The sequence below is a fragment of the Morganella morganii genome (assembly GCF_019242955.1).
GTDB classification, from domain to species: domain Bacteria; phylum Pseudomonadota; class Gammaproteobacteria; order Enterobacterales; family Enterobacteriaceae; genus Morganella; species Morganella sibonii.
This window is the reverse complement of sequence record NZ_CP066129.1, coordinates 3770905-3797435: the sequence shown is the minus strand read 5'-3', so window position 1 is coordinate 3797435 and position 26531 is coordinate 3770905. Positions and strand designations below refer to the sequence as shown.

Annotated in this window: 23 protein-coding genes, 1 tRNA gene and 2 pseudogenes; 10 read left to right on the top strand and 16 right to left on the bottom strand. The window is 46.2% G+C overall.

The features are described 5' to 3' along the window. The first annotated feature begins 122 nt into the window (after window positions 1-122). Window positions 123-1349, top strand: coding sequence for an RtcB family protein (locus JC793_RS17745; protein ID WP_054424955.1), 1227 nt, complete (start codon window positions 123-125; stop codon window positions 1347-1349). A 3-nt stretch (window positions 1350-1352) separates the two neighbouring features. Beyond that, window positions 1353-2180: a nucleotidyltransferase domain-containing protein gene (locus JC793_RS17740; protein WP_218426900.1), complete on the top strand. Its 828-nt coding sequence runs from the start codon at window positions 1353-1355 to the stop codon at window positions 2178-2180. A gap of 20 nt (window positions 2181-2200) precedes the next feature. Here JC793_RS17740 and ampH read toward each other — a convergent pair whose 3' ends face one another. Beyond that, window positions 2201-3424: a D-alanyl-D-alanine-carboxypeptidase/endopeptidase AmpH gene (gene ampH / locus JC793_RS17735; RefSeq protein ID WP_218426898.1), complete on the bottom strand. Its 1224-nt coding sequence runs from the start codon at window positions 3422-3424 to the stop codon at window positions 2201-2203. A 396-nt stretch (window positions 3425-3820) separates the two neighbouring features. On the opposite strand from ampH, the gene JC793_RS17730 reads away from it, so the two are divergent. The 3 genes from JC793_RS17730 to JC793_RS17720 all read left to right on the top strand — a co-directional run bounded on the left by JC793_RS17730 (window position 3821) and on the right by JC793_RS17720 (window position 7079). Next, window positions 3821-3902 (top strand) — tRNA-Leu (locus JC793_RS17730). Between the two features lie 586 nt (window positions 3903-4488). Next, on the top strand, window positions 4489-5790 hold the full coding sequence (locus JC793_RS17725; RefSeq protein WP_218426896.1) for a tyrosine-type recombinase/integrase: 1302 nt from the start codon (window positions 4489-4491) through the stop codon (window positions 5788-5790). A gap of 110 nt (window positions 5791-5900) precedes the next feature. Next, window positions 5901-7079, top strand: coding sequence for a DUF4268 domain-containing protein (locus tag JC793_RS17720; protein ID WP_218426894.1), 1179 nt, complete (start codon window positions 5901-5903; stop codon window positions 7077-7079). Between the two features lie 15 nt (window positions 7080-7094). Here JC793_RS17720 and JC793_RS17715 read toward each other — a convergent pair whose 3' ends face one another. The 7 genes and pseudogenes from JC793_RS17715 to JC793_RS17685 form a co-directional block, all read right to left on the bottom strand. Continuing rightward, on the bottom strand, window positions 7095-7349 hold the full coding sequence (locus tag JC793_RS17715; protein ID WP_218426892.1) for a hypothetical protein: 255 nt from the start codon (window positions 7347-7349) through the stop codon (window positions 7095-7097). Between the two features lie 122 nt (window positions 7350-7471). Continuing rightward, window positions 7472-8549 (bottom strand): annotated as a pseudogene (locus JC793_RS19690) (helicase RepA family protein). A 114-nt stretch (window positions 8550-8663) separates the two neighbouring features. Then, a pseudogene (locus JC793_RS19685) lies at window positions 8664-9443 on the bottom strand (primase-helicase zinc-binding domain-containing protein); the annotation flags it as partial. Between the two features lie 55 nt (window positions 9444-9498). After that, window positions 9499-9675, bottom strand: a complete 177-nt coding sequence (locus tag JC793_RS17700) for a hypothetical protein (protein WP_218426890.1) — start codon at window positions 9673-9675, stop codon at window positions 9499-9501. A 197-nt stretch (window positions 9676-9872) separates the two neighbouring features. Continuing rightward, window positions 9873-10073 (bottom strand): helix-turn-helix transcriptional regulator, encoded by a 201-nt coding sequence (locus tag JC793_RS17695; protein ID WP_218428494.1) that lies wholly within the window; start codon window positions 10071-10073, stop codon window positions 9873-9875. A gap of 2 nt (window positions 10074-10075) precedes the next feature. After that, a complete protein-coding gene (locus JC793_RS17690; RefSeq protein ID WP_218426888.1) occupies window positions 10076-10954 on the bottom strand; it encodes an integrase domain-containing protein in 879 nt (292 codons plus the stop codon). An 804-nt stretch (window positions 10955-11758) separates the two neighbouring features. After that, window positions 11759-13081 (bottom strand): hypothetical protein, encoded by a 1323-nt coding sequence (locus tag JC793_RS17685; RefSeq protein WP_218426886.1) that lies wholly within the window; start codon window positions 13079-13081, stop codon window positions 11759-11761. A gap of 234 nt (window positions 13082-13315) precedes the next feature. Here JC793_RS17685 and JC793_RS17680 point away from each other — a divergent pair, with 234 nt between their 5' ends. The 5 genes from JC793_RS17680 to JC793_RS19855 all read left to right on the top strand — a co-directional run bounded on the left by JC793_RS17680 (window position 13316) and on the right by JC793_RS19855 (window position 17029). Next, window positions 13316-13603 (top strand): helix-turn-helix transcriptional regulator, encoded by a 288-nt coding sequence (locus JC793_RS17680; protein ID WP_218426884.1) that lies wholly within the window; start codon window positions 13316-13318, stop codon window positions 13601-13603. 2 nt (window positions 13604-13605) lie between these two features. Next, the gene (locus tag JC793_RS17675) at window positions 13606-14931 is read left to right on the top strand and encodes a type II toxin-antitoxin system HipA family toxin (protein ID WP_218426883.1); all 1326 of its coding nucleotides are present in this window, start codon (window positions 13606-13608) and stop codon (window positions 14929-14931) included. A gap of 479 nt (window positions 14932-15410) precedes the next feature. Further along, entirely contained in the window at window positions 15411-15617 is a 207-nt protein-coding gene (locus JC793_RS17670) for a hypothetical protein (RefSeq protein ID WP_218426881.1), read from the top strand. 36 nt (window positions 15618-15653) lie between these two features. Continuing rightward, window positions 15654-16829 (top strand): reverse transcriptase family protein, encoded by a 1176-nt coding sequence (locus JC793_RS17665; protein ID WP_247717284.1) that lies wholly within the window; start codon window positions 15654-15656, stop codon window positions 16827-16829. Beyond that, a complete protein-coding gene (locus tag JC793_RS19855) occupies window positions 16826-17029 on the top strand; it encodes a cold shock domain-containing protein (RefSeq protein ID WP_218426879.1) in 204 nt (67 codons plus the stop codon). The genes JC793_RS17665 and JC793_RS19855 overlap by 4 nt, the downstream gene beginning before the upstream one ends. Window positions 17030-17403: 374 nt before the next feature. On the opposite strand, the gene JC793_RS17655 is transcribed toward JC793_RS19855, so the two are convergent. The 8 genes from JC793_RS17655 to JC793_RS17620 form a co-directional block, all read right to left on the bottom strand. After that, on the bottom strand, window positions 17404-18276 hold the full coding sequence (locus JC793_RS17655) for a phosphorothioated DNA-binding restriction endonuclease (protein ID WP_218426877.1): 873 nt from the start codon (window positions 18274-18276) through the stop codon (window positions 17404-17406). A gap of 513 nt (window positions 18277-18789) precedes the next feature. Continuing rightward, window positions 18790-21660 carry an autotransporter outer membrane beta-barrel domain-containing protein gene (locus JC793_RS17650; protein ID WP_218426875.1) on the bottom strand — a complete coding sequence of 957 codons (2871 nt, stop codon included), beginning with the start codon at window positions 21658-21660 and terminating at the stop codon, window positions 18790-18792. 152 nt (window positions 21661-21812) lie between these two features. Beyond that, window positions 21813-22082 (bottom strand): helix-turn-helix domain-containing protein, encoded by a 270-nt coding sequence (locus JC793_RS17645; RefSeq protein WP_107680596.1) that lies wholly within the window; start codon window positions 22080-22082, stop codon window positions 21813-21815. Window positions 22083-22991: 909 nt separating this feature from the next. Beyond that, the gene (locus tag JC793_RS17640; protein WP_166708717.1) at window positions 22992-23300 is read right to left on the bottom strand and encodes a YdgH/BhsA/McbA family protein; all 309 of its coding nucleotides are present in this window, start codon (window positions 23298-23300) and stop codon (window positions 22992-22994) included. Between the two features lie 136 nt (window positions 23301-23436). After that, window positions 23437-24039 carry a glutathione S-transferase family protein gene (locus tag JC793_RS17635; RefSeq protein ID WP_218426873.1) on the bottom strand — a complete coding sequence of 201 codons (603 nt, stop codon included), beginning with the start codon at window positions 24037-24039 and terminating at the stop codon, window positions 23437-23439. Between the two features lie 49 nt (window positions 24040-24088). Beyond that, complete coding sequence (locus JC793_RS17630; RefSeq protein ID WP_166708715.1) at window positions 24089-24787, bottom strand: helix-turn-helix transcriptional regulator; 699 nt, start codon at window positions 24785-24787, stop codon at window positions 24089-24091. Window positions 24788-24793: 6 nt separating this feature from the next. Further along, window positions 24794-25264, bottom strand: coding sequence for a very short patch repair endonuclease (locus JC793_RS17625; protein WP_218426871.1), 471 nt, complete (start codon window positions 25262-25264; stop codon window positions 24794-24796). Window positions 25265-25345: 81 nt separating this feature from the next. Beyond that, entirely contained in the window at window positions 25346-26473 is a 1128-nt protein-coding gene (locus tag JC793_RS17620; RefSeq protein ID WP_247717283.1) for a DNA cytosine methyltransferase, read from the bottom strand. Window positions 26474-26531: the final 58 nt, after the last annotated feature.

The following is a 26531-nucleotide window of genomic DNA, read 5'->3' as shown; positions in this document are numbered from 1 at the left end:
CTCAAAAATCGGTGTAATTAATTATTAGTTAAATATCATAAGGATAAATAAATGTTTTCTGATTAAATAAAACTGGCACACTTATCGCAATACTACCGGTACCAAACGAAAGGAATATAAAAATGATAAATCGTGATTTTAATGAACTGGTTCAGGAAAACAGTGCGCCGGTAAAATTGTGGACAAACGGTGTGCCGGTCGATCCGAAAGCGGTGCTGCAATTGCAGAATACGGCAAAAATGCCGTTTATTTTTAAACACCTGGCGGTTATGCCGGACGTGCATGTCGGAAAAGGATCGACTATCGGCAGTGTGATCCCGACCAAAGGTGCGATCATCCCGGCCGCTGTCGGGGTGGATATCGGCTGCGGAATGATCGCGGTGAAAACATCGCTGACCGCATCCGACCTGCCGGACAGCCTGCAAAATATCCGCTTTGCTATCGAGGCAGCTGTGCCGCACGGACGCACCACCGAACGTCACGGACGGGATAAGGGAACCTGGAAAAATGTCCCGGATATCGTTGATAACCACTGGATGCAGCTTGATGAGCAGTTCCGTCGTATCTGCGATAAATACCCGAAACTGCGTAATACCAACAACTATAAACATCTGGGTACGCTGGGAACCGGGAACCACTTTATCGAACTGTGTCTGGATGAAGCGGATTTCGTCTGGGTGATGCTGCACAGCGGGTCACGTGGTGTCGGTAATGCTATCGGTAACCTGTTTATCTCGCTGGCACAAAAAGATATGCAGACACATATTGCCAACCTGCCGGATCGCGACCTGGCGTATTTCGAAGAAGGAAGTGTGCATTTTAATGATTATATGGAAGCGGTCGGCTGGGCGCAGGATTTTGCCCGTCATAACCGTGAAGTGATGATGCACCGCGTGCTGGAAGCGCTGTCCCGCGAGATCACCAAACCGTTCACCACACAGCAGGAAGCCGTGAACTGCCACCATAACTATGTGCAGAAAGAACAGCATTTTGGTGAGGAAGTACTGGTAACACGAAAAGGCGCGGTATCAGCACAAAAAGGGCAGATGGGGATCATCCCGGGCTCCATGGGTGCGAAAAGCTACATTGTGCGCGGACGCGGAAACGAAGAAAGCTTCTGCTCATGCAGCCACGGTGCAGGCCGCGTGATGAGCCGTACCGAAGCGAAAAAACGCTTCTCGGTGGCAGACCAGCAGCGCGCCACCGCTCATGTGGAATGCCGTAAGGACAGCGATGTGATCGACGAGATCCCGATGGCGTACAAAGATATCGATGCGGTGATGACCGCACAGTCATCGCTGGTGGAAATTGTGCATACACTGCGTCAGGTGGTGTGTGTGAAGGGGTAGAAAATGACAGAAAAATATGATGGAGCCGTCTCCGCTGCCATGCGGGAACGGATAAAAGAGACACTGACGCAGATCGAAAAAACACACCGCGTAAAAGTGCTCTATGCCTGTGAATCCGGCAGTCGCGGATGGGGTTTTTCCTCTCCTGACAGTGATTATGATGTGCGTTTTATCTATGTGCATCAGCCGGATTGGTATCTCGCTCTCGACAAAAAGCGGGATGTGATTGAAAAACCGATTGACGATGAGCTGGATGTGGCGGGTTGGGAGTTATCGAAAGCGCTGAGATTGCTGAGAAACTCCAACCCGGCGCTGATTGAATGGCTGAGTTCGCCGGTGGTGTATTATCAGGATGAGGCATTCACCGGGGAAATAAAAGCGCTTGCAGAGCAGTTTTATTCTGTCCGCAAGGCACGCTATCACTACCTGTCGATGGCAAAACGCAACACGCAGGAGCATTTGCTGACAGAGCAGGTCAGGCTGAAAAAATACTTCTATGTGCTGAGGCCGGTGATGGCGCTGCGCTGGATAGCGGCCGGGAAAGGTCTGCCGCCGATGGCATTTGACTCGCTGGTGGCAGGCACGATAACGGATGCGGATGTGCTGGCTGAAATTGAGGAACTACTGGTACTGAAAAAATCGTCCGGTGAAAGCCACTACGGCACCTGCCGTCCGGCGGTTGACCGTCTGATACAGGATGTGCTGAATGAGGCAGAGAGGTCGTTACCGGAGGCGCCGTATTATCACGACAGCCGGTTACTGGATCGGTTTCTGATGAAAACAGTCACTGCATATACAGACACTTCATATACAGAACATGCCCGCGCCTGATACGGGCATGTTCTTAAGTATCACAGGTAATTGCGGGTATGCAGATCGGCCAGAGCACGTACCAGGTCATTCACGCCATTCGGTAACGGGCTGAATTTACTGCCGTCTTTGCGGGTCATGACCACGAACACACCGATATTTTTCTCCGGTATCATCGCCATATAGGTATTAAACCCGCCGCCGCCGCCGGTTTTCTGATAAATCGCCGGTATTTCCCCGTCCGGAGCCAGATACACCCAGCCTAAACCGAGGCCGTCTGCCTCACCGGCAACATCCATCCCTTTGATCACATTAAGATTATCACGTTTAAAATAGACAGTCTGCTCTTTGCCGGCCGTCGCTTTGCGCTGCGTATTACCGGAAGAGAGGAAGCGCTGCATCCACTTCTGCATATCCGCCGGGGTGGAATACACACCGCCGCTGCCGATAGCCGCCAGCGTGCTGTAACAATCACTTGGCTTAAATCCGACCATCAGCCGCTTACACTGCGCGGCAGACGGATTATAGGTGGTATCTTTCATACCCGCGGGTTGTGTCACATAGTGGCGGAACAGCTCGCTGTAGGGACGGTTTCCCGCTTTTTCCAGGGCATCTGCCAGTAAATCATAGGCCAGATTGGAATACGCGGCTTCAGTTCCCGGCTGAGCAGTCAGTTTGGTGGTTTTCAGCCAGGTCCAGCGCTGATCGCGGCTCGGCCAGGTAAACACCGGACGTCCCCATTTCCCGCCGGGCTGCTCGCGCGGCAGAATACTGGTGTGACTCGCCAGGTGGAACAGGCGGATCGGCTTGCCGTTATAAGATGGCACAGAAGACTGTTTGTAACTGTACTTTTGCAGCGGATCGTTAAGATTGACCAGACCATCATCCGCCATTTTGACCATCACTTCGCTGGTCATCAGTTTACTGATCGATGCAATACGGATCAGTGAATCTGTCCGTGGCTTAACACCATTACCGGGGCGGGTCTCCCCGTAGCTGCGGTGAAAAACTTCATTATTATCAATCACCACCATAAACATACCGCGGGCATCGGTTTCGGAGAAAATCTTCTCTCCGGTTTCATCGACCAGCTGCGGCGCCAGTTTCAGCGCTTCCGGGTTATTTTCAACAATAGACCAGTCAAGCGGCGGGCGTTCGGCAGGTGCTGTATTTTGTTTCTCCGGCTGCGAAGAACAGGCGGACAGTGCGATAGCCAGCAGCGATAACGGCATCAGGCGCACAATATGACGGTGTAATTTACTCATGATAATTCAACAGCCTTCCATGCAGACACAGGGATACAACACTGTAAGTCAGTTATTTTTTGAAGATGCGTAACAGGATACCAATAACAATACCAATAAAAATACCTGTCGCAATCCAGCCGGCAAAGCCCATACCCACCTCACATTTATCGGGAACCGGAGAGGATTATATAAGCAATTGCATTGATGTCTATTCATCGGGGACACAATCGCGGCAAATAAAAAAATATTATTATTCAGTGCGGAAATAAAACAGGATTCGCCCGCCACCGCACAAATCCCGTATCCTGCTGAAACGCCGTCTTTTTAACCACTCAGCAAAGCGCCTCTGTGATAGTTGTTGCACCACAGAGTGCCGCAAGTATAATAACCACGTTTTCCAGAACACACTTCTGTGCCGGAGTGGCGGAATTGGTAGACGCAGTTGATTCAAAATCAACCGCCCACGGGCGTGCCGGTTCGATTCCGGCCTTCGGCATTCTTAAGTGAAATCAAGCTACCGCCAGGTGGCTTTTTTTGTGCCTGAAATTCACTATCCGGCTGTTTTTCTCTGCATTTTTCTTTTGTAAATTACTGTAAAATAACATTTTAATTTTTTATTACCGGTTCGTGTAACGCGTTCATGTTACGCCGTCGCCGTCCGGGCGCTACCGGGGCAAAAAAAGTCAATTTTGTGGTCAATTCGCTTCGATTTACATTTTGACCCGGAAAAAGGGGGCCATTTCAGGGCTGAAAAGGGCGCACATTAATAGATTCACTATCAATAAATAATGAAAATACGTTCATTAAATAAATAACGGCATCGATATATCTCAGTAAAAAAACGGCATTTTTATTTTTTCAAATAAAAACAATGCATTAAATTTCACCTCATATGCTGTATTAACCCGCTATTACGCCGGTTTATTTATCCTGCATTGTTTTCGGTTGTCCGCGCTGTTCTGCGCCTCTCTGTCACCCGCACAATAAATGTTTGATTTTGCAAATAGACTTCTTTGTTGTCTCTGAAATACGTAAAAGCCACGATGCGATACACCAATTCGACAAAGGAGTGATCCGCACTTATGGCATTAAGCGACATAGCAGCAAGGAACGCAAAACCCGGTAAAAAGATGTACAAACTGACCGACGAATATGGCCTGTATCTTCAGGTGAATCCGGCCGGTACAAAGCGCTGGTATTTTAATTTCGTATTTGACGGCAAACAGAGCCGGATTGCCTTCGGCGGGTATCCGCTGGTGTCGCTGTCACGCGCCCGTGAGAAACGCGATGAGGCCCGTCTGATGATACTGGACGGTGTTCACCCGAAGCAGAAACGTATTGCGGAAAAGGAAGCCGAAGAGGACGCGCTGAATACCTTTGAGAAAATGGCGCGGGAATGGTCACAGCAGATGCTCAGACGGCGGCGCTGGTCAGAAACACACGCCCGGCGGGTCTGGCGCGATCTGGAAAAACATGTTCTCCCGGCAATCGGTGATCAGCATGTGGGGACGCTGAAAACCAAAGATCTGCTGGCACCACTGCGAGTTGTGGAAGCGAATGACCGCCTTGAGCTGGCCTCGCGGCTGAAGCAGCGGATCACCGACATTATGGGGTATGCGGTTCAGTGCGGCCTGATTGACCGTAATCCGGCAAAGGACATGGCCGGTGCGCTAATGCCGCCGCGTGTGACCCACCGCCCGGCGCTGCGGCTGGAACGGCTGCCGGAGCTGCTGACAAAGCTGGATTATTACAACGGCCGTGAGTTAACCAAACTGGCGATACAGTTCACGCTGCTGACGTTCTCGCGCTCCAGTGAAATCCGCCTTGCCCGCTGGTCTGAATTCGACACAGAACGCGCCATGTGGACGATTCCGGCGCAGCGCACACCAATTCCCGGTGTGAAATTCTCTTATCGCGGCGCGAAAATGCAGTCAGAACACATTGTGCCGCTGTCGCGTCAGACATTATTGATACTGGACGAAATCCGCGCCATCAGCGGGGATGACGGGCTGCTCTTTCCCGGCGATCACAGCCTGATAAAACCGATGAGTGAAAATACCGTAAACAACGCCCTGCGGACATTGGGCTATAACACCGCCACCGAGCTGTGCGGCCACGGTTTTCGCACAATGGCGTGCAGCGCCCTGATTGAGTCAGGAAAATGGTCACGGGACGCGGTAGAGCGGCAGATGAGCCATCAGGAGCGCAACACCGTCCGTGCCGCCTATATTCACAAGGCCGAACACATTGTGGAACGCAAATTGATGATGCAGTGGTGGGCGGATTACCTCGATGCGGTCAGCCGGGAATTTGTTGTGCCGTATGAGTTTGAGGAAGGTAACTTTCTTCACCACCGTACCGGCCATTTTTGGCCGGTACGGTAAACTACTGTAGTTAATAATTATTTAAAATTATATTTAGTTTATTTATGTTAGTTTTTATATTATAGTTTTATTTAAATAATTTTAAATTTACTAAATTAAATATAAAAAATATGAGTTTATATACTGTAGATACAATAAATAAAAAATTAAAACCATTGAATGGTACAAAACTCAGTGAGCATAAATTAACTGAACGTTATGATTTGCAGGAGTGGTTGGTTAGCCATCCGGAATCTCTTGGTGAGAGTCTATTAATTATCCAAAAAGAATTTGATGGATTTGATGGTACAGGAGAGCGCCTTGATTTATTAGCACTTGATACTCTTGGTCAATTAGTATTAATTGAAAACAAAAGAGATAATAGTGGTCGCGATGCTGTTTGGCAGGCAATAAAATATGCATCTTATGTTGCACCTTTTACATCTGATGATATTGAGGATGTATTTTCAAAATACTTATTAAAAAACAAACCATATTTTATGGATCTGGATGATGATGCATATGAAGAAAATAAAGTTAGGAATACTGCAAAAATTCTTATTCAGCGGTTTTTAGAAGAAAACCAGGATGTTGATGGCTCAGTGATAACACTAAATCCACGTAATACTCAGCGTATTATTTTAGTTGCTGGTAAATTTAGTAAAGAAGTAACTAATACAGCTCTTTGGTTACTTGATCGTAAAATAAATGTAAAGTGCGTAAAGGTATCACCTTATCGATTAGGTGAACAGCTATTGGTTGATATTCAACAAATAATTCCAGTGCCAGAAGCATCAGAATATATGGTTAGATTGATTCGTAAAGATGATGAAGAATTTATAGCTAAGGTAAAAAGAACAGATAGTACCGATATCCGTTATCAATATTGGGCTCAGTTACTTGAATATTTTTCAAAGAAAAATAATACTCTCTATAATAATATTAGTCCTAAAACAGATCATTGGCTGAGCGCTGCCACAGGTATACCTCAATGTTCATATCATCTGATTTTTCTGCAAAAGGCATTACGAGTTGATATTGAATTTGCAAGAAAGGATTCTGTTGAAAATAAGAAGATTTTTGACTTTTTTTATGAACGAAAAGCTGAAATAGAAAAGAAGTTTGGGAATGAATTAAATTGGCTCAGATTGGATGAAAAAAAATCTTCAAGAATTGAATTTTGTATGGATACAAATGGGTATAATAAAGATTATTGGGCTGAGCTTACAAAATGGCATTTAGAATATATCCAAAAACTTGAAATAGTATTTAAAGGATATATTAATGAAATTAATAAAATTATTAAGTGATATATTTTTGGGGTTTTAAGTAAATAAAAAGATCATTGTGTTTACTTTGTAGCTAATTAAATACTGATGATTGGTTAATATTGTACGTAAAGATGTCCGTATCACCACCGCACCGGCCATTTTTTGGGTGGCCGGTGCTGATGCGTTGTCTGTAAAAACCGGGGAATTTAACGGCACCTGCCAGGGAAAAAACGTGAAAACGTCCCCCACTTCGTCCCCCACATAGCAGGGTGCCACTTCTTCCCCCACTTCATTTTCAGGATTTTCCATAACTCACTGTTTATAATGAAATTACAGCATTTCCCCCACTTAGGTTCTATATATACGTGCGAAGTGGGGGAAAACACCGGTTTTTATGGTTCTCCGGACAGCTTCCCCCACTTTTCCCCCGTTTAGTCCCCCACTTTAATCTGATGCGGCAGCGGGATAATCTCCTCGCCCCGGAATGCGATCAGATTGTCTTTTTCCAGCTTATCGAGCCAGCGGGAGAATTTTTTGGAGACATCAAAATTCATTGCTTTCATATCGTCACGCAGCACGGCACGGGTACAGCTTTCGCCTTTGGCTGTCCGTGAGCGGATAGCCTGCCACAGCGCAACATGGTTATCTGTCAGGCGGGGAACACCGGCCAGATCCGGATTCAGATGCCGGGCCGTCATCCCGGGTCTCCCGTCCTTCATCATTCAGTACCAGCGAGGTGATGTGATCACCGTCCTCATCCACATACAAATCCACGGAATGCAGGTCATAGGCCTGACGCGGCGGCTCTTCCGCATCCTTCATTTTGGTGCAACTGAGGATAATAGCCGGATCTTCTCCCTCGCGGCGCACATGGAACTCCACATCCAGCGCGGCACGGAACGCACTGGAACCCCGCGCACCCTTATCCTGATCTTTGCCGGAGTGATGGATAACAAGCACGGTGGCCTGTGTGGCGGCTTTGATAAAATCGCACCCCTGAATGAATGCCCCCATATCTTTTGCTGCATTCTCATCCGATCCGCCGAAACAGCGGGCGAGGGTATCGAGGATAATCAGGCGTACCGGCATGCCCGTTGTGGTTTTCACATCATTGGCAGCTTGTATCACCTGTTGCACGCTGTCCGGGCTGGCAGGGAAGATTGGGCAATCCACGCGGTAGAGTGAATCTATCGGGCTGCCGCCGTTCAGCGTCTGTTCCCATGCACGGATACGGCGGGGAACGCCGATCCCGCCCTCACCGACAACATAAATCACCGCACCCTGAGTGACCGGCTTGCCCGCCCACGGTTTGCCGGTCGCGATATGGCATCCCCACGAGACCGCCAGAAAGGATTTGTAAGAGCCGCTGGCACCATAAGCACTGGCAACGGAGGAACCGGGCAGATAGCCCTTGATGAGATAATCCTGGCGCGTATCAAAGCCGTCAGAGCCTTTACGCAGCGGAAGGGAGGTGCGGAACGGCGGCGCGTTGTAATCAATGCAGCTCACCGGAACGCGCTGCGGCTGGTAACGCTGTTTATAAAAGGCGGTTTTGGTGGCCTCGATGCCGTGCTGCCGGCGGAAATCATCCCAGTCACACTGCGAGGCCGCCGGCGGCAGTGAAACCCAGCCATTCACCGCCCGGGCGGCTTTCTCTGCCAGAGCTTTGCCGGTATTGGCCGTGCCGTCAGTGCGGATATCATGATCGCCCGCCAGAATAATAACGGCCTCCGGGTGCTGATTGCGTAAGGTATTCGCAACATTAATGAGATTGTTGGCGGAAACCGCAGCCACAATGGCCGCTGAGGTACTAATTAAGCTGAGCGTCAGACCAGTCGCATAACCCTCAGTGATAATGATGGTCTCCGGTGCTTCGGGAAATTGCACAGTGATAAACGCCTCTTTAAGCTGAGAGCCGGGCAGCAGCCGCTTTTCACCGGCCGGGTTAATCAACTGAGCACCGGTAAGATCACCGGCGGTATTGTTCAGCGTGAGTAGCAGGCTGCTTTCACCGAAGGTGATATCACTGATTTGCAGGGTTTGCTGCGCGGTCAGGCAGGGCAACCGGGCAGAGAGTCCTTTCTCCGTGAGATAAGGGCTTTCGCGCATTTCGCTGTGGCTGAGGAGCTGGCTGATTCTTTCCTGTGGCACCCGGCGGTGATTGGTTTTTTCCCTGGCGGGCGGTGTTGACACTGCCAACACTTTGTTTTCTGTCAGTTGCGCCGCTTCGGACAAACTGCATTGCTTTACCAGTGCCACCAGATCCAGTCCGTCACCGTGGCCGCACTGATTACAGAACCAGGTACCGCGACCGGCTTTGTCATCAAACCGGAAACGATCTTTTCCGCCACAGGCAGGACAGGGGCCGTGTCTGCCATCCGGTGGCAGGGGAATATCCAGCATGGCCATCACCGCCGCCCAGTTGTGGCGGCATCGTGCCACTACATCAGTTACTGATTTATTCATCACTGCTCACCTCCGTTGTCAGCAGGGTATTAAGCATATTGATACGTTCCCACAGGACGTACATCAGCAGTTCTTCAGCATAGGGATGTTCAAGCCGGATAATGGCAAACGCGAGGGCACAGCACTGGTCAGAGAGTTCTTCAGGCGTGAGAGGGGTGTGATCATACATAAGGCACCCCCATAAACAGAGGGGATAGCGAAAGGAGAATGACAGGCATAGAGTGGCCTCCGATAAATGAATGGCACACATGCGGTGCATGTGAATCGATATCATTGGGACTTTCGGAACGCCAACTCCGGTTACAGATTGAGCTGTAACTATGAGAATATAACGCAGATATACAATAGATAAATTACAAAAAACGCTCATTTTCGCGGTTCCTCACGATTTTTGATGTGTGCCGCAATCCATTCATTTATTTCACTTTCCACCCAGGCAATTGAGCGGCCGCCGATTCTGACCGGACGCGGGAATTTTCCTCGCTCCATCTGCACGTAAACCCATGACCGCTTAAAGCCGGTTTTTTTCATCACATCCCGAACCCGCAATAACGTGTAATCAGACATCATCAATCCTCTTTTTGTGTGTAAACGCGCTCGACATAACGGCCACGGCCATCACCATGGCCTAAATCCATCGATGTCAGCGCCCTGGCTTCCGTGCGGGAATAGCCCTGAGACAGGTAATGCGCGATAGAATCCTGCGCCCGTGCATAACGCAGACTGTGCGGCGAGTAGCAGCCGGTCAGCCCGATACGTGCGGTATGTGCGCGCCAGTAATTCATCGCGGCCTTTAAATCAGGTTTATCGATCAGTCTGCCGTTGCGGCTTTCCGCAACCCGCAGCGCGTTTTCCACCGCCTGTTTCAGAGCGTCCCGGTCGATAATCTGTACTTCCCGCGGACGGCCGCCTTTTGTACCAAACACAATGGTGACGGTTGAGCGGAAAGTGTTTATCTGATTTTTCCATTTGTTTATTGACGCACCACACTGCACCGCTTCCTGTGATCGCAGACCTAACAGACGGGCAAGTTGCAGCGCACAGGCAAAGCCTTCATCACGCGCCTGAGCCAGTTGCAGTGCGGCCTGAAAGCGATCATCCGGGATTGCCAGCTTTGTTCCGGCACGGCTCGATCCGCTTAATCCGAGCGCTTTATTGGTCAGCCGTTCTGATTCAGCCAGCTTATCTCTGCCGCCTGTCCGGAGAACGCAGCGTAACGCGGCCATCTCGTTCTGCAATGAGCGCAGGGTGATCCCGGATGAAAGACGATCCGCAATAAACTGTTCGATATGCTTTGATTTCAGATGCCGGATATCTTTGATCTGGATATTCAGCGCGAGCAGATGACGGCTGAATCTCTCCATAATCCGGATACGGTCATGCACGGTTTTGAAACTGCCACCGGCCTGTTTCGCCAGTGTGGTCATTTCCCTGGTTAATTTACTCATACGGATTCCCTGTATTGCGGCTGACTGCATGTCTCCGGCGCGTGGTTTGGTGTGCTGAACGATACCTGTGCGCCGGAGCGGGCAGAGGTTGAGGTATTACGGGGCATCGGTATTGCACTCTGTGCAGCCGCCTGTATAAGCAGGTTATCCCCACGGGCTGAGCAGCCCGTCCCCGGTATCGGTTCAGTGTGGTTATGGTCTCCTTTTTGGTGATTTATCAGACGCTGACAGTGGTGTCAGAGGCATGACGATGTGTGTAAGTGGTGTCTCACAAGGGCTGAGGGCGGTCTGTGCAGCGGCGTCACTTTCACTGCGTAAAAGTGACGCCTGAGACTCATTGCGCCTGTCAGACATTTAACAGCGTTGTTTTTACTGCATAGCGTGGTCACCCGAAGGCGTCAGTTGCAGACCACAATGACATTGGCATGTGACCACCCGAAGGCGTTTCTTGCAGGTCACGGGAAACATTGGCTTTGGCTGCTGTCACTGACAGCGGAGTTACGCATATCACCGTAGGGGGAATAACCGGCAGGTTCAAGCGGGTTTACGCATCCTGAAAATGGCCGTAAAAGGTCGCTCTGCGGTAAAGCCAGGAAATACCCGGAATTAGGTCGCTAATAATTAGCATCGGTAATTGTAATTTGGTTTTAAAAAATTTCAGGAGTAGATCGGGTGATTGAGATTCGGGGGGATTACCGTATCATCTAACGTAAACGCCAAGGGTACAGGAGAAAGTACCCCTTGTTCTTTATTCATTTCAACACAAAGAATGACCTTGCAATTGAGTGTTTGTCACTATTCTATTCACGTATCATGTTTTATTTTCTTCAATCTATTTATATAATTGATCGTTGAAAAAAACACCTTCCGACATAAGATGGTACATCTTATTAATGTACGCACAATAAAACCACATGTTTTTAGAAGGATGAATTTAACTCTATGTTTCTCAGTTATGAGACGATTCTCTACATTACCTATTTTTGTCATTACATTGGCAATTTTCCCACCAATAAGAAAAGACATAGCAATAAACCACATCCATCTATAATGAGGGGCATTTTTACTTAAGGATAAACGAGCTTGTTCTTTTAATAAAACTTGGCGGTACCTTAATAATGAGGTAGTTACACACTCATTGGCGACAGCGAAACGGTCTGACATGCCTGTTTTATATTTTCCCTCTTGAATGGCATTGCAGTAAGCTGGGGGGGGGGTCTGGCACCATCGAGAAGGTGATGGCAATTGTGTTATTGCTTTTGAAAGAGTCCTATTTGGACATAGTTTTTTATTGTAGTTTTGAAATTCCTGCCTGATTTTATCCGGAGATACGTGATTGCCATAGTACTCAGGAATTCGGTAAAAAGTATCAAGATTTTCAGGCATTACATATTCAATAACAGATGATTTCGTACTGGCGATATTTTCTAGCGTTTCTTGAATGTACGATGCCCACTGACAAGATGACATTTCGTAAAGTCCGCTATTGTCACACATGCGGCTGTAGTTTTTCACCTGAACAAGAAGATATTTGGCTGCATCATTAATATCTGTAATTGTTTCCTTATATGCTGTTTTATCGCCAGCTACCTCTCTGTCTGATACCCAGAAAATACCGTTACCAACTGCTGTTAAGAGGAGGAAAATATCTGTCCACTGTCTGAATTTTTCTCCTGTAGCAAAAACATCACTAATGATTATAGCCAATATCCACCCACACAATAGTCCTATGAAACTCAGGCTTGCAAGTCCAGCTGCGTTACCCGTTACACCTGTTCCCTCTATTGCATAGGTCAATGGCAACCACTGAATAGCAGGAAGAAGGTGACAGAGTGATAGTAGTCCTGGGGTTATAAGAAGCACAAAGGAAATGATGAGCCCCTTTTTTCTGGCAAGTATCCATGAACTTAAAAAAATAAAGGGTAATAATAAAATAAAGAACCCAAAAATAGAATCACCTAAGACTACAGCAATTTTATTTGGAGACCAGTAACTGCTTAAAAGAACACCCTCTGTGCTCATTTCTATAAAGTTGGTACTAATCAATCCCATCCCATCCAGAGTTTGCAATAAGGCGTATCCGGCACTGTAGCAAAGCATGATGTAGGGATAAAAGAATAGAATCATAATTTACTCTCCATTGAATAGAATATTTATGCCTAATAGGGCCATGAGGATATTCCCTTGTCCAGACGTTGCATCAAATTCTCTTAAACTTCTCTCTATGGTCCGTGGAGATATTTGACGAGTATACAGATATTTTTACAGCCTATAGATTGTATTTTGCATTTACACCTTATAGGGTGTAATGTGTGAAAACAGCTTAAAGCCTGTACAGGCATCTGAAATGGTTAATATGCTATGAACACTGCTTATCCGCTTAAAACACTCAATCAGTTGCGTCCGTTGCTGGTCGGCTTTCGTAAGGCTAACGGAATGACGCAAAAAGACGTCTCAGAGAAACTCGGCGTTACGCAGCAGACCTATGCCCGCCTGGAAGCTAATCCGGCCAGTGCCAGTATTGAACGACTATTCAAAGTATTCACGGTGTTGGGTGTCGAAATGGTGCTTTCTGCCGGGCAATTCTCAGTTATTCGGGAATCTGCGGAAATACCGGATAATTCTCCGGCCAGACGGGAGAAATGGTAAATATGAGCCGGACACAACAACGTTTAGCAATATGGATGAACGGAATCCGTGTCGGATTCTGGGAAAAGATCAGAGGGGAAGATCGGCTGCACTATCTCCCGGAGTGGGTTGCTGATGAGCAAGGCAGACAGCTGTCTCTTTCATTGCCGTTCACGCCGGGTAATCAGGTCTGGCGCGGAAATGTTGTGCGTGATTACTTTGATAATTTATTACCGGATAGTGAGGATATCCGCAGGCGTCTGGCGATGCGCTACAGAGCGGAAAGCCTGGAACCTTTTGACCTGCTGGCCGAACTGGGAAGAGATTGTGTCGGGGCAATTCAATTGCTGCATCCGGATGATGAACCGGCAGACTTATTTTCTGTCAATTACCGGCCGCTTTCGGAAGCGGATATTGCAGCGATACTGCGTAATACCACAACGTCAATTCCCGGTCGTCATAGCGATGATGAAGAGCTGCGGTTATCTATCGCCGGTGCGCAGGAAAAAACGGCTTTACTGTGGAATGATGGACAATGGTGTTTACCGGAAGGTAATACACCGACGACTCATATTTTCAAGCTACCGCTTGGCTTAGTCGGCAATATGAAGGCTGATATGAGCACATCAGTTGAAAATGAATGGCTGTGTTCGCTGATCCTTGAACACTATGGTATTCCTGTTGCAAAAACGCAGATTGCGCAGTTTGAAGACCAGAAAGTCTTGATTGTGGATCGCTTTGACCGGCGCTGGTCAACCGACAGACAGTGGATTGTCCGTTTGCCGCAGGAGGACATGTGTCAGGCACTGGGTGTTTCACCGCTGCGGAAATATCAGGCTGATGGTGGCCCGGGTATCACGGATATCATGGGAATACTGAGTCATTCCGAGCAGGCAGAGCAGGACAGAGAAACCTTTTTTAAAGCACAGATTATTTTCTGGCTGATGGCCGCCACAGACGGGCATGCCAAAAACTTCAGTATTTCCATGGAACCGCAAAACCGTTACCGCCTGACGCCTTTGTATGATGTTCTATCTGCATGGCCGCTGATCGGTAATGGTAACAACCAGATTGCCTGGCAGAAATGTAAACTGGCAATGGCCGTCCGGGGAAGTAGTAACTATTACCTGATGAGCAAAATTCAGCGCCGCCATTGGATCAAGCACGGCGAGACGGTGGGATTTGAAAAACAACAAGTTGAAGCAATGCTGGATGACATTATCGGCCGGACACCAGAAGTGATTGAGCGTGTGAGTGCGTTGTTGCCGGAGGGGTTTCCGGTTGGGGTTGCGGAGAGAGTTTTTGGGGGAATGAGAAAATTAAATCCAGTATTAACAAGAGGAGTGTGAGATATAAAAAACTTTTAAATAATAATTATTGATATTTAGTATTGAATTTTTAGTATTTACCATTGAATATGGCGAATTGTTGATGCTGGTTTATGAATTTTTTTGCCAATGATTATATAAATCATTTTGACAACTATATTAGTATAGACAGAATGATAAAAAAAAATTATGATATATATGTTCAAGTAAGCTGACAAAGTTAGTTGAATTAACGAGTGACCATCGCTCGTCCCTTCGCTCTTTAAAAAAACGTCATGCAATGCCAACAAGGGAATCGATGTCCGAAAGGACGATCTCTCAATGAGATCATGACCGGCATCCCCGCCCTATCGTGAGGATCGAACAAAGAATGATAATGTTTGAGCCCATGATGTAGCGACAATTGTCAGGCAAAGCAAGTTAAAAGTCCCTTGAGTCAATAATATATCCCTTGTTCCATTACGGTCAGGCAAGTTATCAACAACCGAAAAGGAACAAATATGTTTAATTTAACAATTAGCATTAGTATTAAAAGCATTACCATGACGAAGAGCTACTGCCAACCTTCTGGAGACAGAGATGGTAGTATTAACAAAGGGATTGGCTTCAAGGAAGTAATGAAAAATCTTGAAAATAAGATGGCTCCTTACTTGTTTATTATAAATTTACTCCAAGCTGTTGGTTATGTTTGTGCATTAATTTTATAATATTCGACTTTTAACTTTTCTTATTTAATAAAAGAAATGAAAAACAAACAATATAATAAACCAATATACAATAATAAACCGATAGGTTCTTTAGAATCTCTTTCATCTATGTTAGGGATTAGTAAGTCACAATTAGATAATATAATTAATCATGTATCTGATTCTTACAAATCGTTTATAAAGGAAACCGGAAAAAATAAAAAAAGTCGTGAGCTATTTGAACCTAAAAAAACGCTTAAGCAAATTCAAAAAAAACTAAATAAAGAAATTTTTGAAGGGATAACATATCCAAATTATTTGCATGGTGGTATAAAAAATAAAGATTATATTACCAATGCGAAAGTACATTCTGGTGCGAAATCTATCATCTCACTTGATATAGAAAACTTCTATCCATCAATACGCAAAAACGATGTATTGAATATATTTAAAAACCTGATGAAATTCCCCCAGGATGTATCTGAATCTTTAACCAAATTAGTAACTCTTAATGGAGTAGTTCCTCAAGGATCTTGCTGTTCTAGCTATATAGCAAATTTAGTGTTTTTTAATAGTGAATATCATTTAGTTACTAAAGTAAAAAATAAGAGATTTGAATATTCTAGATTATTAGATGACATAACTATTTCTTCTAAAACAGAATTTACTAATGAAGAAAAAACTTTTGTAATTAATAATGTTAGAGCTATGGCCAATAGGTATAGGTTAAGTTTAAATGAAAATAAAACAAAAATAGAAAATAGTTCTGATCTCAAATCTGATTTTGAAGTAACTGGTTTATGGGCAAAACATAGTGTGCCAAAATTAAAAAAATGCCATAGGAGATATATACGATACATTGTATTCATATGTGAGAAGCAAGCATTATTCGACAGAACATCAATGGATTATCATGCTTTATGGAACAAAGCATCAGGCAAAGTTGCTCAATTAAAACGACTAAATCATTCCGAATCTAATATGTTGAGAGATAGATTAAGTTTAGTGTTGCCAGAATATGATGATGATAAAATACAAAAAATTATAAAAATAGCAGATAATCTTTTAGTAAATGGCCACAAACTCAATGCTATTGATTTAAAAGACAAAATAAATCATTTGTTCTATGAGTTTGGTATAGTATCAAGGACTAAAAAATCACTTGCTTATAGGTATAGGAAAAAAATTAGAGCTAATTTTAGTAGTATTACTGATAAGGTGACTATATCGTGAATATTGGTTATATTAATTGTTGTGATAATTTAAAAGGGTTCGGGTTTATTCGACGAGAAAAAGGACGTGATTTAATTTTTAGTATTTCGGATATAATTGATAATCCATATGCTATTGATATTCCATGTGGTCTCAAGGTTAGTTTTAGTCTAGAAAAAACAAAAAAAGGCTTTCGGGCTGTAGAAATAAAGATTATTTAAATTATGAAAACTTGGTTATATCAATCAGATAACCAATATGAATGGTTTTATATAGTGTAATCTATCAAGTTATATTATTGACAATAAAATGAGTTATTGTTAGTAATTTACTGCTTTAGTGGTCATTTTAGGGGATGTGTAATTTTATTAAAAATAAAATCAATTGGTTACCAGAAATTGCGATTCCGGCCTTCGGCATTCTTAAGTGAAATCAAGCTACCGTAAGGTGGCTTTTTTTGTGCCTGAAATTTGTAAGTATCCCGCATAATTGAACCATTCACATTTAGAGATCGTCCGGCTGATCTCTTCACTTTTGATCTGACTCAGTTCCCTCACGACTGAAGAAAGGGGAGAGGCCAGAAGACTCCATTTCCTCACACCTTAAACACCTGCTTACGATGCCAGCCGATGTATTGTTCTGCCGGCCATAAGGATTCGTCATGCGGAAGATGTAATAACTGTCCGTTTCGCTGCCAAAACAGGTTGTCGACGACAGGGCTGCGGCTGACACCGGCGGAGATGCGGATAGTCAGATTCTCATCTAATCCGAATGCGCCCATATCAAACGCATCGTGGTGAAGAGAGCATAACGCCAGGCCATTGTGTACCACACACGGGCCGCCGTAGGCTTTCCAGTGAATATGCGCGGCTTCAATACCCACCAGCGCACCATCCAGGCGGAGGTCATAACCGCAGAAAGCGCATCGGGAGTGATAAGCCCGCAGTATGATGTCTCTGAAATGCGGGTCGCGGTTTTTTGTCCGGTCAACAAAATCCAGGCCAAGTTGGTTGGCAAGTATCCGCTGAACACTTTCCGGAAAACGGTTTGTCAGAATCTGCTGGGCCAGTTTATCAATTAATTCCGGATGTTCACGTAATTGCCGGTAAGCGGCCTCATCAAAGCCACCGGATACGTGATTATCGATCAACTCTTTTTTTGTCGGCTGTGTGTTACCTCTGCGGGGTTTGCAACCTTCTGCATTGGTGATTTCCCAGAAGCCATCTCCCCTGAGCCGCCAGAAAGGCATATTAGGATAATCAGTGCGTCTCTTGGGGCCAAACTCTCTCAGCAGGCGGGTCAGTGGTTCGTGGATTTCCCGGCCATAATTAAACAAACGAGGATGGCCCGCCTTATACTGAGAAAGTACATACAACAGCAGTAACGGCTTATGTGGGGCGCATACGTCACCCTGGCGCCATACCGACACGTTGGCGATGGCGGATTGCAACGTTTCAATAGATATCATAAGGGAATGAACCGGGTAACTAATTTATATAACTGCGATCATGCTCGTAAAACCGGAGCATTTCAATGCTACATTCACACATGCACAAACATCAAACTCACCGACATTATAAGCGATATGTAAGCAGCCATAAGAATATAGGGTGTTATTAACAGGAGTGATAACAGAAACAATATAATACGTAAAAGCCGGTCGGATGAGATGGATGAAAGCCAGAGGATGAACAGGGAGGCGATAAAAATCACTGAGATATCAATGTGTTTGTATACAGAAAAAATAGTATCGGCCAATATAATTTCTCCCGGATGATTATTATTCCGTTGTCATCCTTAACATACTCAAAAATTGAAATTTTTCAATGTATTCAAAGCGTTCACTGTTACGAAAATAATAATAATTTCAATAGAATATTGATTATATTTACCGCATTGATATCTGCTGTAAACCAGACTTCCCTGAAAACAAAAAAGACGAAGATCCCTCTTCGTCCTTTTACTTACAGCACCTCACAGATTAAAAGCTGAAACGGTATCCGCCGTTAATCTGGTACTGATCAAACCGGTTGCCGGTTGAGCTGTCAGCCTCTGCATACAGGGTATGTTTTTTGCTGATATTGGCGCTGATACCCAGTCCGTTGTTCCACCAGTTTCCTTTGAAGCTGTGTGCTTCACGGGAGCCGTTCAGTTTATAGTCCGTGTTGCCCTGAAACTCTCTGACAAAACCGGTTTTCAGGTAAACGTTGATCCGGCTGTCACCGGTGGTGGTTTCATACCCGATCAGTGTACCGGCGCGTCCGATGGTGGAATCATAGCTGCCGAGGTCGATTTTCAGGTCGTTACTGGCGTGAATACCGGTTGAGTCCTGATGGCTGTAAGTCAGCTGTGCCTGTGGTTCGATATAGAAACCATTACCGGTCTGGCTCAGGCTGAATTTCCGGCCTGCTTCCGCGGACACACTGACGCCTGTTGAGCTGCCGTCGCCGCTGACATTATTGTTCTGGCTGTCCGATACACTGAATTTATTTTTCAGCCTGGAGACCTTGGCAATACCATCAACATAGAAACCGTTATCCGCCATGTAAGTGGTGTAAAGCCCCAGATGGTATGAGCGGACAGTGCCGTCCCCGCCGCGATAGTCCGGTGACCCTTGTGTTAAGCCCGCAAAGGTACCGATATACAGCGGTGTATCCGGTGAGATACGTTTATCAAAGCCCAGCTGTGTACCGCCGTAGGTCATGTCAAATCCGCTCATCTTACCGCCGGCAAAGGAATTGAATTTACCGCCGAAGCCTCTCAGCCATGCATTATGTTCTCCGCCGTTCTGACGCAGATCACCCATGCGCTGCATCAGTGTCTGAGTCTCTGCGTAGTTAATCAGATAGCCCACGTTCAGGAAGTTACCGCCTGCATCCGCTGTGGTGGTGATCGGTGGTTTTGGTTTTTCCGGTTCCGGCTCTGGTTCTGGTTCAGGATCGGGGTCCGGGACTACCGGTGGCGGGACATAAGCACCTGATGAGTACAGTTCCCAGTTATTACCGTTCTTGCGCACGTCATACAGATAACCGCCTAACTCGACTTCAGACGTTGACGTAAAATTCGCTGCGCCGTCTGCGGTTTCCACAACGGTCAGAATCTCATTACCGGTTGTTGCCAGGCTGCCGCGGTTTAACACTGTTAATGAATAATCACCGGCACTGGTGCCGGTTACCACCAGTTTGTCACCGGCGTTGTTGACACCATCGCCGTCACCGACAATATCGGTACGCAGTGTGAATGCGCCGTTGCCGCTGAGGCTGGCGATACTCAGTGTTGAGTAACCGGTATCGGACAATCTGTGCGATAAGTCGACAGCGGTATTATTCAGTATCAGATTATCCAGATTGGAATCATCTGTGACATTCCAGCGGCTGTTGTCCATAGTGACATTCAGCAGGCCGCCGTTGACGTTATCGCTGTAGGCGTTCCCGGTCCACTGTGAGCCGGAAGCCATATCCACATTGATCAGCCCGCCCCGTGACTGAATACCGCCGTTGATCAGCATTTTGCCTGTTGCATTAATCCGGCTGGCGGCATAGCCGTCATTGTGCTGAGTGGCGATCGCTATCTGATCCGCGGTTGCCATGTTAATGGTCAGGTCGCCGGTCAGATCAATCTGACTGTTGGTCATGGCATAGACACCACGCGTTCCGGCGGCACCTGTTACCGTGATATTTTCACCGGTCATGACGCCGCCGCCCAGTGCCCATAATCCCAGCGCCAGGCTTCCGTTACGATCAACGGTAATATCGGTGTTTTTCAGGTTGATTTTAGCACCGGAAAACTGTGCTGACGCACCGTAAGAGCCTCCGGAGAAAATGGTATTACGGTTATCCGCCGTACCGGTAAAGTTGATGGTCGTACCTGAGCCGTTGGTGACCAGACCACCGCCCAGTTCAGAATACATATGGCTGCCGGTACCGATATTGGCAGTACTGCCGCGTACTTCCAGTGCGTTGGCATTGTTTCCGCGGGCGATAATTGTCAGGGCATCTGCTTTGATGTCACCAAAACTCCAGATACCGTGGGCGTTATCGCCGTTGGTCATAATTTTGCTGTCAGTACCCAGATCAACAATCGAGTTTCTCTGGATATTCATGCCGTATGCATTTGAACCCTGTGCATCGATAGTCAGGTTGGTGGCAGTAAAATAGGCGGGGCCATTGGATGCTGTGCCGTTCAGGCCGTCGATACGGATACCATAGCTTCCGCTGCCGTTGGTTTTAATTGTACTGCCTCTGCCCAGATTGACTTTACTGCCGTAGTCTGCGATGGACAGGCCTGTGCCGCTGTTACCTTTGGTTTCAATAGAGAGGCGATCGGCGGTCAGAACAGAGGCATTACTGACAACCACGCCGCTGGCCATACCATTAGCGGTTCCTTCCACTTTTACGCTGCTGCCGGTTCCCAGATTGGCTTCTGCTTTTTTACCGGACAGGTCAACACCGATGGCACTTTTACCGGTTACGTTCACGGATAAGCCATTGGCATTTAATACGCTGTTATTACCCTGGATAACCACGCCTTTGGCGTATTTGTCCGTATCTGTCACATTAACAGTCACGTTATTGCCGAGATTAATGGTTCCCGATGCATTGTTATAGGAGTTCAGGACACCGTAGCGGTTTCCGGATGCATCCCCGGTATCACCGGTGATCAGGTCACCATCGTTAACCGTAATATTGGTGCCGCTCTGGCTGCCGATATCCGCAGCCTGCGCTGTCTGTAAACAGACCGCCGTACTCAGGCTGAGAAGCCCGGCAGCGGCTAACCAGCCTCTGAGCGAAAGGGCGGTAAATTCAGAATGAGGGGATCGCGGATATCCCCTGATAAACAGGTTAATATTCATAGCATTCCTTTCATAATTTTTATTTTCTAAAAACAGATAAAAATTATGTAAATAAGATATTTTTATTATCATTATTATTGATGTCAGGCGAAGGACAGGATGTATCTTCCTGATGCATAACAACAATAATTAACGGACTAATTGGCTGGTATTTACCAGTTCCCGGTGGTGTATTTGCTGAAAAAGTCATGCTCCGTATCAGATATACGGGTAAAAAATTCAGCGGGTGTTATATTAAATACAGCAAGTATATTAATGAGTGTTGATACCGATATTTCACTCGTGGCATTTTCATAGCGTGAGATCTGTTGCTGGCTGATTCCCAGTTCCGCGCCGAGATCAACGCCGCTCATTCTTTTTTCTTTACGTAACTTTCGGATCAGTGCGCCTACATCATGCAGTAATATCTGATTATTTTTCATAATAGATTCCACTCACCGGGCCATAACAGGATTCAGGTGTGATGTGTTTACTTATATGACAGCGGTGCTGATTCAGCAGGGAGCAATATTAATTAACGCAAAAACAAAAATCGCAATATCCTGTAATAAATTATTACAAATCCGGATGTAATAATATTAATTGCAGTTACCCGTCTGCTGCGTATAAATAATTACCATCTGGTAATGAAATATACAAGACATGTGAAAACATAAAAAATTGTTATTAACGATCGATACTTCACTTATGATAGATAAAAGCTATCACCAATTGATTATTGATCGGTTTTAGCGATCTTTTACATATTGGCTGAGTAAGTAAATATCTCTGATTTATGTTTTTTATTTTAAGTTTTTTGCATTTAATTTAATAGGTTACTTTTATTTTGTGGATTTATCGTGAAACAAAAAGGAGACAAAACCACGGTTCGGGTTTTCCGGATCGCGTCCGGCAAAGTGTGATAGTTTTCACACAAATGCTTACACTTTTCTTTTTTGATTTGTCAGATCATTTATCTGTTGTTTCGCATATGTCGTGTTTTTTCTGGTGTCATTGGCTTTTTATATATCGATTGACAACATTCTCCACCATAACGGTACAAAATCCCGCTTCTTATGCCTTTCAGGGGGTGAAAGTCCTATTTAATGCGGTATTTATTCTGCTGGTAAAGTCTGTTTTCAGCGGAAAATAAATGATACCAGGGTGTTGTTTTATTGTGTTTTTTATGGGATTTAAAATGTGTTTTTTGCAGGGGGCTATAATAATAGTGATATGGTGGCAGTATGTCGTGATACACGGTGATATAAAACTTTTATTATTTTCAGAGATGTTTTTTTAACAGGAGCTGGAACTGTCTGTTGATATCATGTCAGGAATATATTTTTATATATTTACTTTTCTGTCAGCCAGTGGTTATGGGTATTTTCCGTTTGTGGTAATACATCTTTCTGCGTTTGTTTTTCAGCCGGAGAAGTATTATGTGTATTTTCCGGTAATGGCGTCAGTGTTGCCGTAACATATGTAACCCAGCCGACTCTGGCACTGGTTATCTGATATCCGGCACCGGCTTTTTCAGCCTGGCGGGCTATTTTGGCCTCTGCGTCAGATAACGTATCTCCCCAGGCGGTAACCGTTTGTGCAAAACCGGAAGCGGAAATAAAAAGCAGAACCGGGAATGCTATTATTTTCAGGGTATTCATTATCATTATTTCCTCTGCCGGATTGTTGTCAGAATTATATTACTGAGGAAACTGTACTGCGGATAAACGGTAAAAGAAAGTGCAGAAATGGCGGATACTGTATTTTTGCATCCGCCGTATAACAGGTGTGCTGCTGTTATTCTTCTGAGAAGGCAGCGGAAAATACCGGATTTAACGTCAGGCTGTCTAAATACCTTTTCATCACCGGAGAAATAGTAATTAAGTCATGTTTGGCCAGGAACATCAGGAAATAGCCGGTATAAACGTCAACGGCGGTCATGGTATTGCCGCATAAATACGGAGCGGCATCAGCCAGGCCGGTTTCCAGGCAGGCCATTACGCGGTCAAAGGAGCCGAACCCTGACATTTTCTGTTCTTCTTCTGTCAGTATCTGGCCCATCTCTTTGGCGGTGAAGGCCGCTTCAACCGGACCGGCGGTGAACAGGAACCAACGGTAATAGGTGCCACGTTCCGGAGCATCAATCGCCGGTGCTAAGCCTTTTTCAATAAATTTATCGGCAAGATACATGCAGATAGCGGCTGTTTCAGTAATAATACGGTCGCCGTCGGTTAATGCGGGTACTTTGCCCATCGGGTTGATGGCCAGATAGTCCGGGGTATGCATGTCGGCACCATAATCCAGTTCAATACGCTGATACGGTACATCCAGAATTTTCAGAAATAAATCAACGGTATTCCCGCGTGACATTGCATTGGTATAAAGTGTCAGTCCGCTCATGATGTTCTCCTGTTTAGTGTGTTGAGCATCATCATAAGCGGGGGGAGTGTCAGAATCTGTCAGGAGGGATGCAGAGGACTTCTTTGCGCCAGCGGTCGAGCAGGTATTTTTTCGGGTAAGGCAGTTTGTCGGTTAAAACTTCACAGGATTTGATCCGATCGAGCCGGAAATGCCGGTAACTTTGCCGTAATTCACACCAGGCGGCGAGAACCTGCACCTCTTTCATATAGCCGATGGCAACCGGCCAGATAATCCGGTGGCTGGTCTGCTCCTCTTTATCCTGATAATGCAGCTTAATTTTCAGCTCTTCCCGCAGACTGCGGCGTAAGTCCCCGGCGATATTATTATCAACCTGCGTCAGTTGTGAGGCGGGAACAAATAATGTGCTGTCGCTGAAAGCAGCGCGGGATTCATTTTTTACCACGGCATTAATTTTATTTGCCGCGCGGGCAGCGGAGGCTTTCAGTTCATCATCTGCATTACTTTGTACCCAGCGCAAACCCAGAATTAAGGCTTCCAGTTCATTGACATCAAATATCATCGGTGGCAGCAGTAATCCGGATTTCATCTGATAACCGAGACCGGCTTCACCGGTAATTTCTGCTCCCTGGCAGCGCAGGGTTTCAATATCCCGGTAAACGGAACGCACACTGATGTGTAATTGCGAAGCGAGAGAATCCGCTGTGACCGGATAACGGTTCTCTTTCAGGATCTGTAATAAGGTGAGTAAGCGTTGGGTGCGTGTCATAAGGTATCAGCCTGGCGTGATGGTTAATCCGGAGTCTGTAATACTGCCTGAAACAGCACTGCTCATCAGCCAGGTTTTTATTAATGTCAGCAGCATCGGGTCAGACAATTTTGTTTTCCCGGTCAGTGCACATTCCCAGATAATTAATGTCCGTAATCCCATACGATGCAGTTCTGCACTGTATTTTTTATCACGGTTTTTATTCTCTGATAATTTTTTTTGCCAGAACGCTGTCCGGGTGGCGGGGAGACGGAATTTTTCACAATCGTGCATATGCCAGAAACAGCCGTGAATAAAGATCGCCGTCCGCCATTTTGCCATCCATATATCGGGTTTGCCCGGCAGGTCTGCCGGATATAACCGGAAACGGAAGCCGTTATGGTGTAACAGCTTTCTGACATGATGTTCCGGTTTGGTATCCCGGTTGCGGATGGCGCGCATATTCCGGGAGCGGGTTTCTTGGTCATGTACATCCATCGGATTTTCTGCCGCTGATTTCAGGAATAAGCCAAGAGTACCTTATTTAGCCGGGAAAATATGCGGCACACTACCGGAAGATTATTTTTCCGGCGGTAATGCACCGGCATGTACTAATGCAGCCGTGAGTTTTTCAGCGATAGCCTCCACAACAGTCATACAGACGGAGTTGCCGAACTGTTTATAGATCTGTCCCTGAGAAACCGCATCAGTAATATAATTTTCCGGAAATCCCTGCAAACCGGCACATTCACGCGGGGTGAGTTTGCGCGGATTTTTACCCTCCCGCGACTGGTCAATCAGGATCTCCGAGCCGTCTTTATAATAACGGGCGCTCAGGGTATTGGTATATTCGCTGTTTTTATCAAACAGGCAATATCCGAAGCCGTTACCTCTGGCTTTATGTTCTCTTTTGCGTTTCTGATGGCCGGCCCATAATTTATCGGAGATAGTAAAACGATCTTTTTTATAGCGCACCGCATCTTCTGCCAGTGCTTTTTTGCTCTGAAGAATATCGCCGAGGCGGGTGGGCTGATAAGTCGGTTCCGGCCAGGAAAATAAGGTATCAAAATCCGCATCCGGAAACTGGTCACGATCAAAACCGATAATAAAAATACGTTCACGGTTCTGCGGAATACCAAAATCGGCGGCACGCAGCACGCGGAAATCAACCCAGTAGTTCAGTTTTTCCGACAGCGCGCTGCGTGTCTCGTCACTCAGCGGAATATTATCCGGCACCGTCTGTTCGTACTCACCACGCAGAATATCGAGGATGGTCTGTAATGTCCGGCCGCCGTCATGACCGCGCAGCTGCTTGACGTTTTCCAGCAGAAACGCTTTCGGGCGTTTCTCCGTCATGATGCGCTGAACTTCAAAGAACATGGTACCGCGGGTATCGTTGAACCCCTGACGAGATCCGGCCTGTGAAAATGCCTGGCACGGGAAACCGCCGAGAAGAATATCGTGATCCGGAATGTCTCTGGCTGCGATCCGGGTGATATCGCCGTCAGGCATCTCCCCGAAATTGGCAAAATAGGTACGCTGGGCGAACTTATCCCACTCAGAGGTGAAAACACAGCGTCCACCCTGTTTCTGAAACGGCAGGCGGATCCCGCCGATACCGGCGAAAAGATCGATAAACGTGAATCTGCAATGATCAGCAGGTGACTGCCGGAAAGGGGCGTCCTCTGGGTGTTTTTTCAAAATCATCTCCGGTTCGGTAAACAGCCGCCGGGCAGTGCGCCGGTTTTATCCCGGCACTATATCA

Excerpts from the sequence above, each read along its gene's own strand:
- JC793_RS17745 (WP_054424955.1), top strand. The coding sequence starts at position 123 with ATGATAAATCGTGATTTTAATGAACTGGTTCAGGAAAACAGTGCGCCG.
- JC793_RS17740 (WP_218426900.1), top strand. The coding sequence starts at position 1,353 with ATGACAGAAAAATATGATGGAGCCGTCTCCGCTGCCATGCGGGAACGG.
- ampH (WP_218426898.1), bottom strand. The coding sequence starts at position 3,424 with ATGAGTAAATTACACCGTCATATTGTGCGCCTGATGCCGTTATCGCTG.
- JC793_RS17725 (WP_218426896.1), top strand. The coding sequence starts at position 4,489 with ATGGCATTAAGCGACATAGCAGCAAGGAACGCAAAACCCGGTAAAAAG.
- JC793_RS17720 (WP_218426894.1), top strand. The coding sequence starts at position 5,901 with ATGAGTTTATATACTGTAGATACAATAAATAAAAAATTAAAACCATTG.
- JC793_RS17715 (WP_218426892.1), bottom strand. The coding sequence starts at position 7,349 with ATGGAAAATCCTGAAAATGAAGTGGGGGAAGAAGTGGCACCCTGCTAT.
- JC793_RS17700 (WP_218426890.1), bottom strand. The coding sequence starts at position 9,675 with ATGTATGATCACACCCCTCTCACGCCTGAAGAACTCTCTGACCAGTGC.
- JC793_RS17695 (WP_218428494.1), bottom strand. The coding sequence starts at position 10,073 with ATGTCTGATTACACGTTATTGCGGGTTCGGGATGTGATGAAAAAAACC.
- JC793_RS17690 (WP_218426888.1), bottom strand. The coding sequence starts at position 10,954 with ATGAGTAAATTAACCAGGGAAATGACCACACTGGCGAAACAGGCCGGT.
- JC793_RS17685 (WP_218426886.1), bottom strand. The coding sequence starts at position 13,081 with ATGATTCTATTCTTTTATCCCTACATCATGCTTTGCTACAGTGCCGGA.
- JC793_RS17680 (WP_218426884.1), top strand. The coding sequence starts at position 13,316 with ATGAACACTGCTTATCCGCTTAAAACACTCAATCAGTTGCGTCCGTTG.
- JC793_RS17675 (WP_218426883.1), top strand. The coding sequence starts at position 13,606 with ATGAGCCGGACACAACAACGTTTAGCAATATGGATGAACGGAATCCGT.
- JC793_RS17670 (WP_218426881.1), top strand. The coding sequence starts at position 15,411 with ATGTTTAATTTAACAATTAGCATTAGTATTAAAAGCATTACCATGACG.
- JC793_RS17665 (WP_247717284.1), top strand. The coding sequence starts at position 15,654 with ATGAAAAACAAACAATATAATAAACCAATATACAATAATAAACCGATA.
- JC793_RS17655 (WP_218426877.1), bottom strand. The coding sequence starts at position 18,276 with ATGATATCTATTGAAACGTTGCAATCCGCCATCGCCAACGTGTCGGTA.
- JC793_RS17650 (WP_218426875.1), bottom strand. The coding sequence starts at position 21,660 with ATGAATATTAACCTGTTTATCAGGGGATATCCGCGATCCCCTCATTCT.
- JC793_RS17645 (WP_107680596.1), bottom strand. The coding sequence starts at position 22,082 with ATGAAAAATAATCAGATATTACTGCATGATGTAGGCGCACTGATCCGA.
- JC793_RS17640 (WP_166708717.1), bottom strand. The coding sequence starts at position 23,300 with ATGAATACCCTGAAAATAATAGCATTCCCGGTTCTGCTTTTTATTTCC.
- JC793_RS17635 (WP_218426873.1), bottom strand. The coding sequence starts at position 24,039 with ATGAGCGGACTGACACTTTATACCAATGCAATGTCACGCGGGAATACC.
- JC793_RS17630 (WP_166708715.1), bottom strand. The coding sequence starts at position 24,787 with ATGACACGCACCCAACGCTTACTCACCTTATTACAGATCCTGAAAGAG.
- JC793_RS17625 (WP_218426871.1), bottom strand. The coding sequence starts at position 25,264 with ATGGATGTACATGACCAAGAAACCCGCTCCCGGAATATGCGCGCCATC.
- JC793_RS17620 (WP_247717283.1), bottom strand. The coding sequence starts at position 26,473 with ATGATTTTGAAAAAACACCCAGAGGACGCCCCTTTCCGGCAGTCACCT.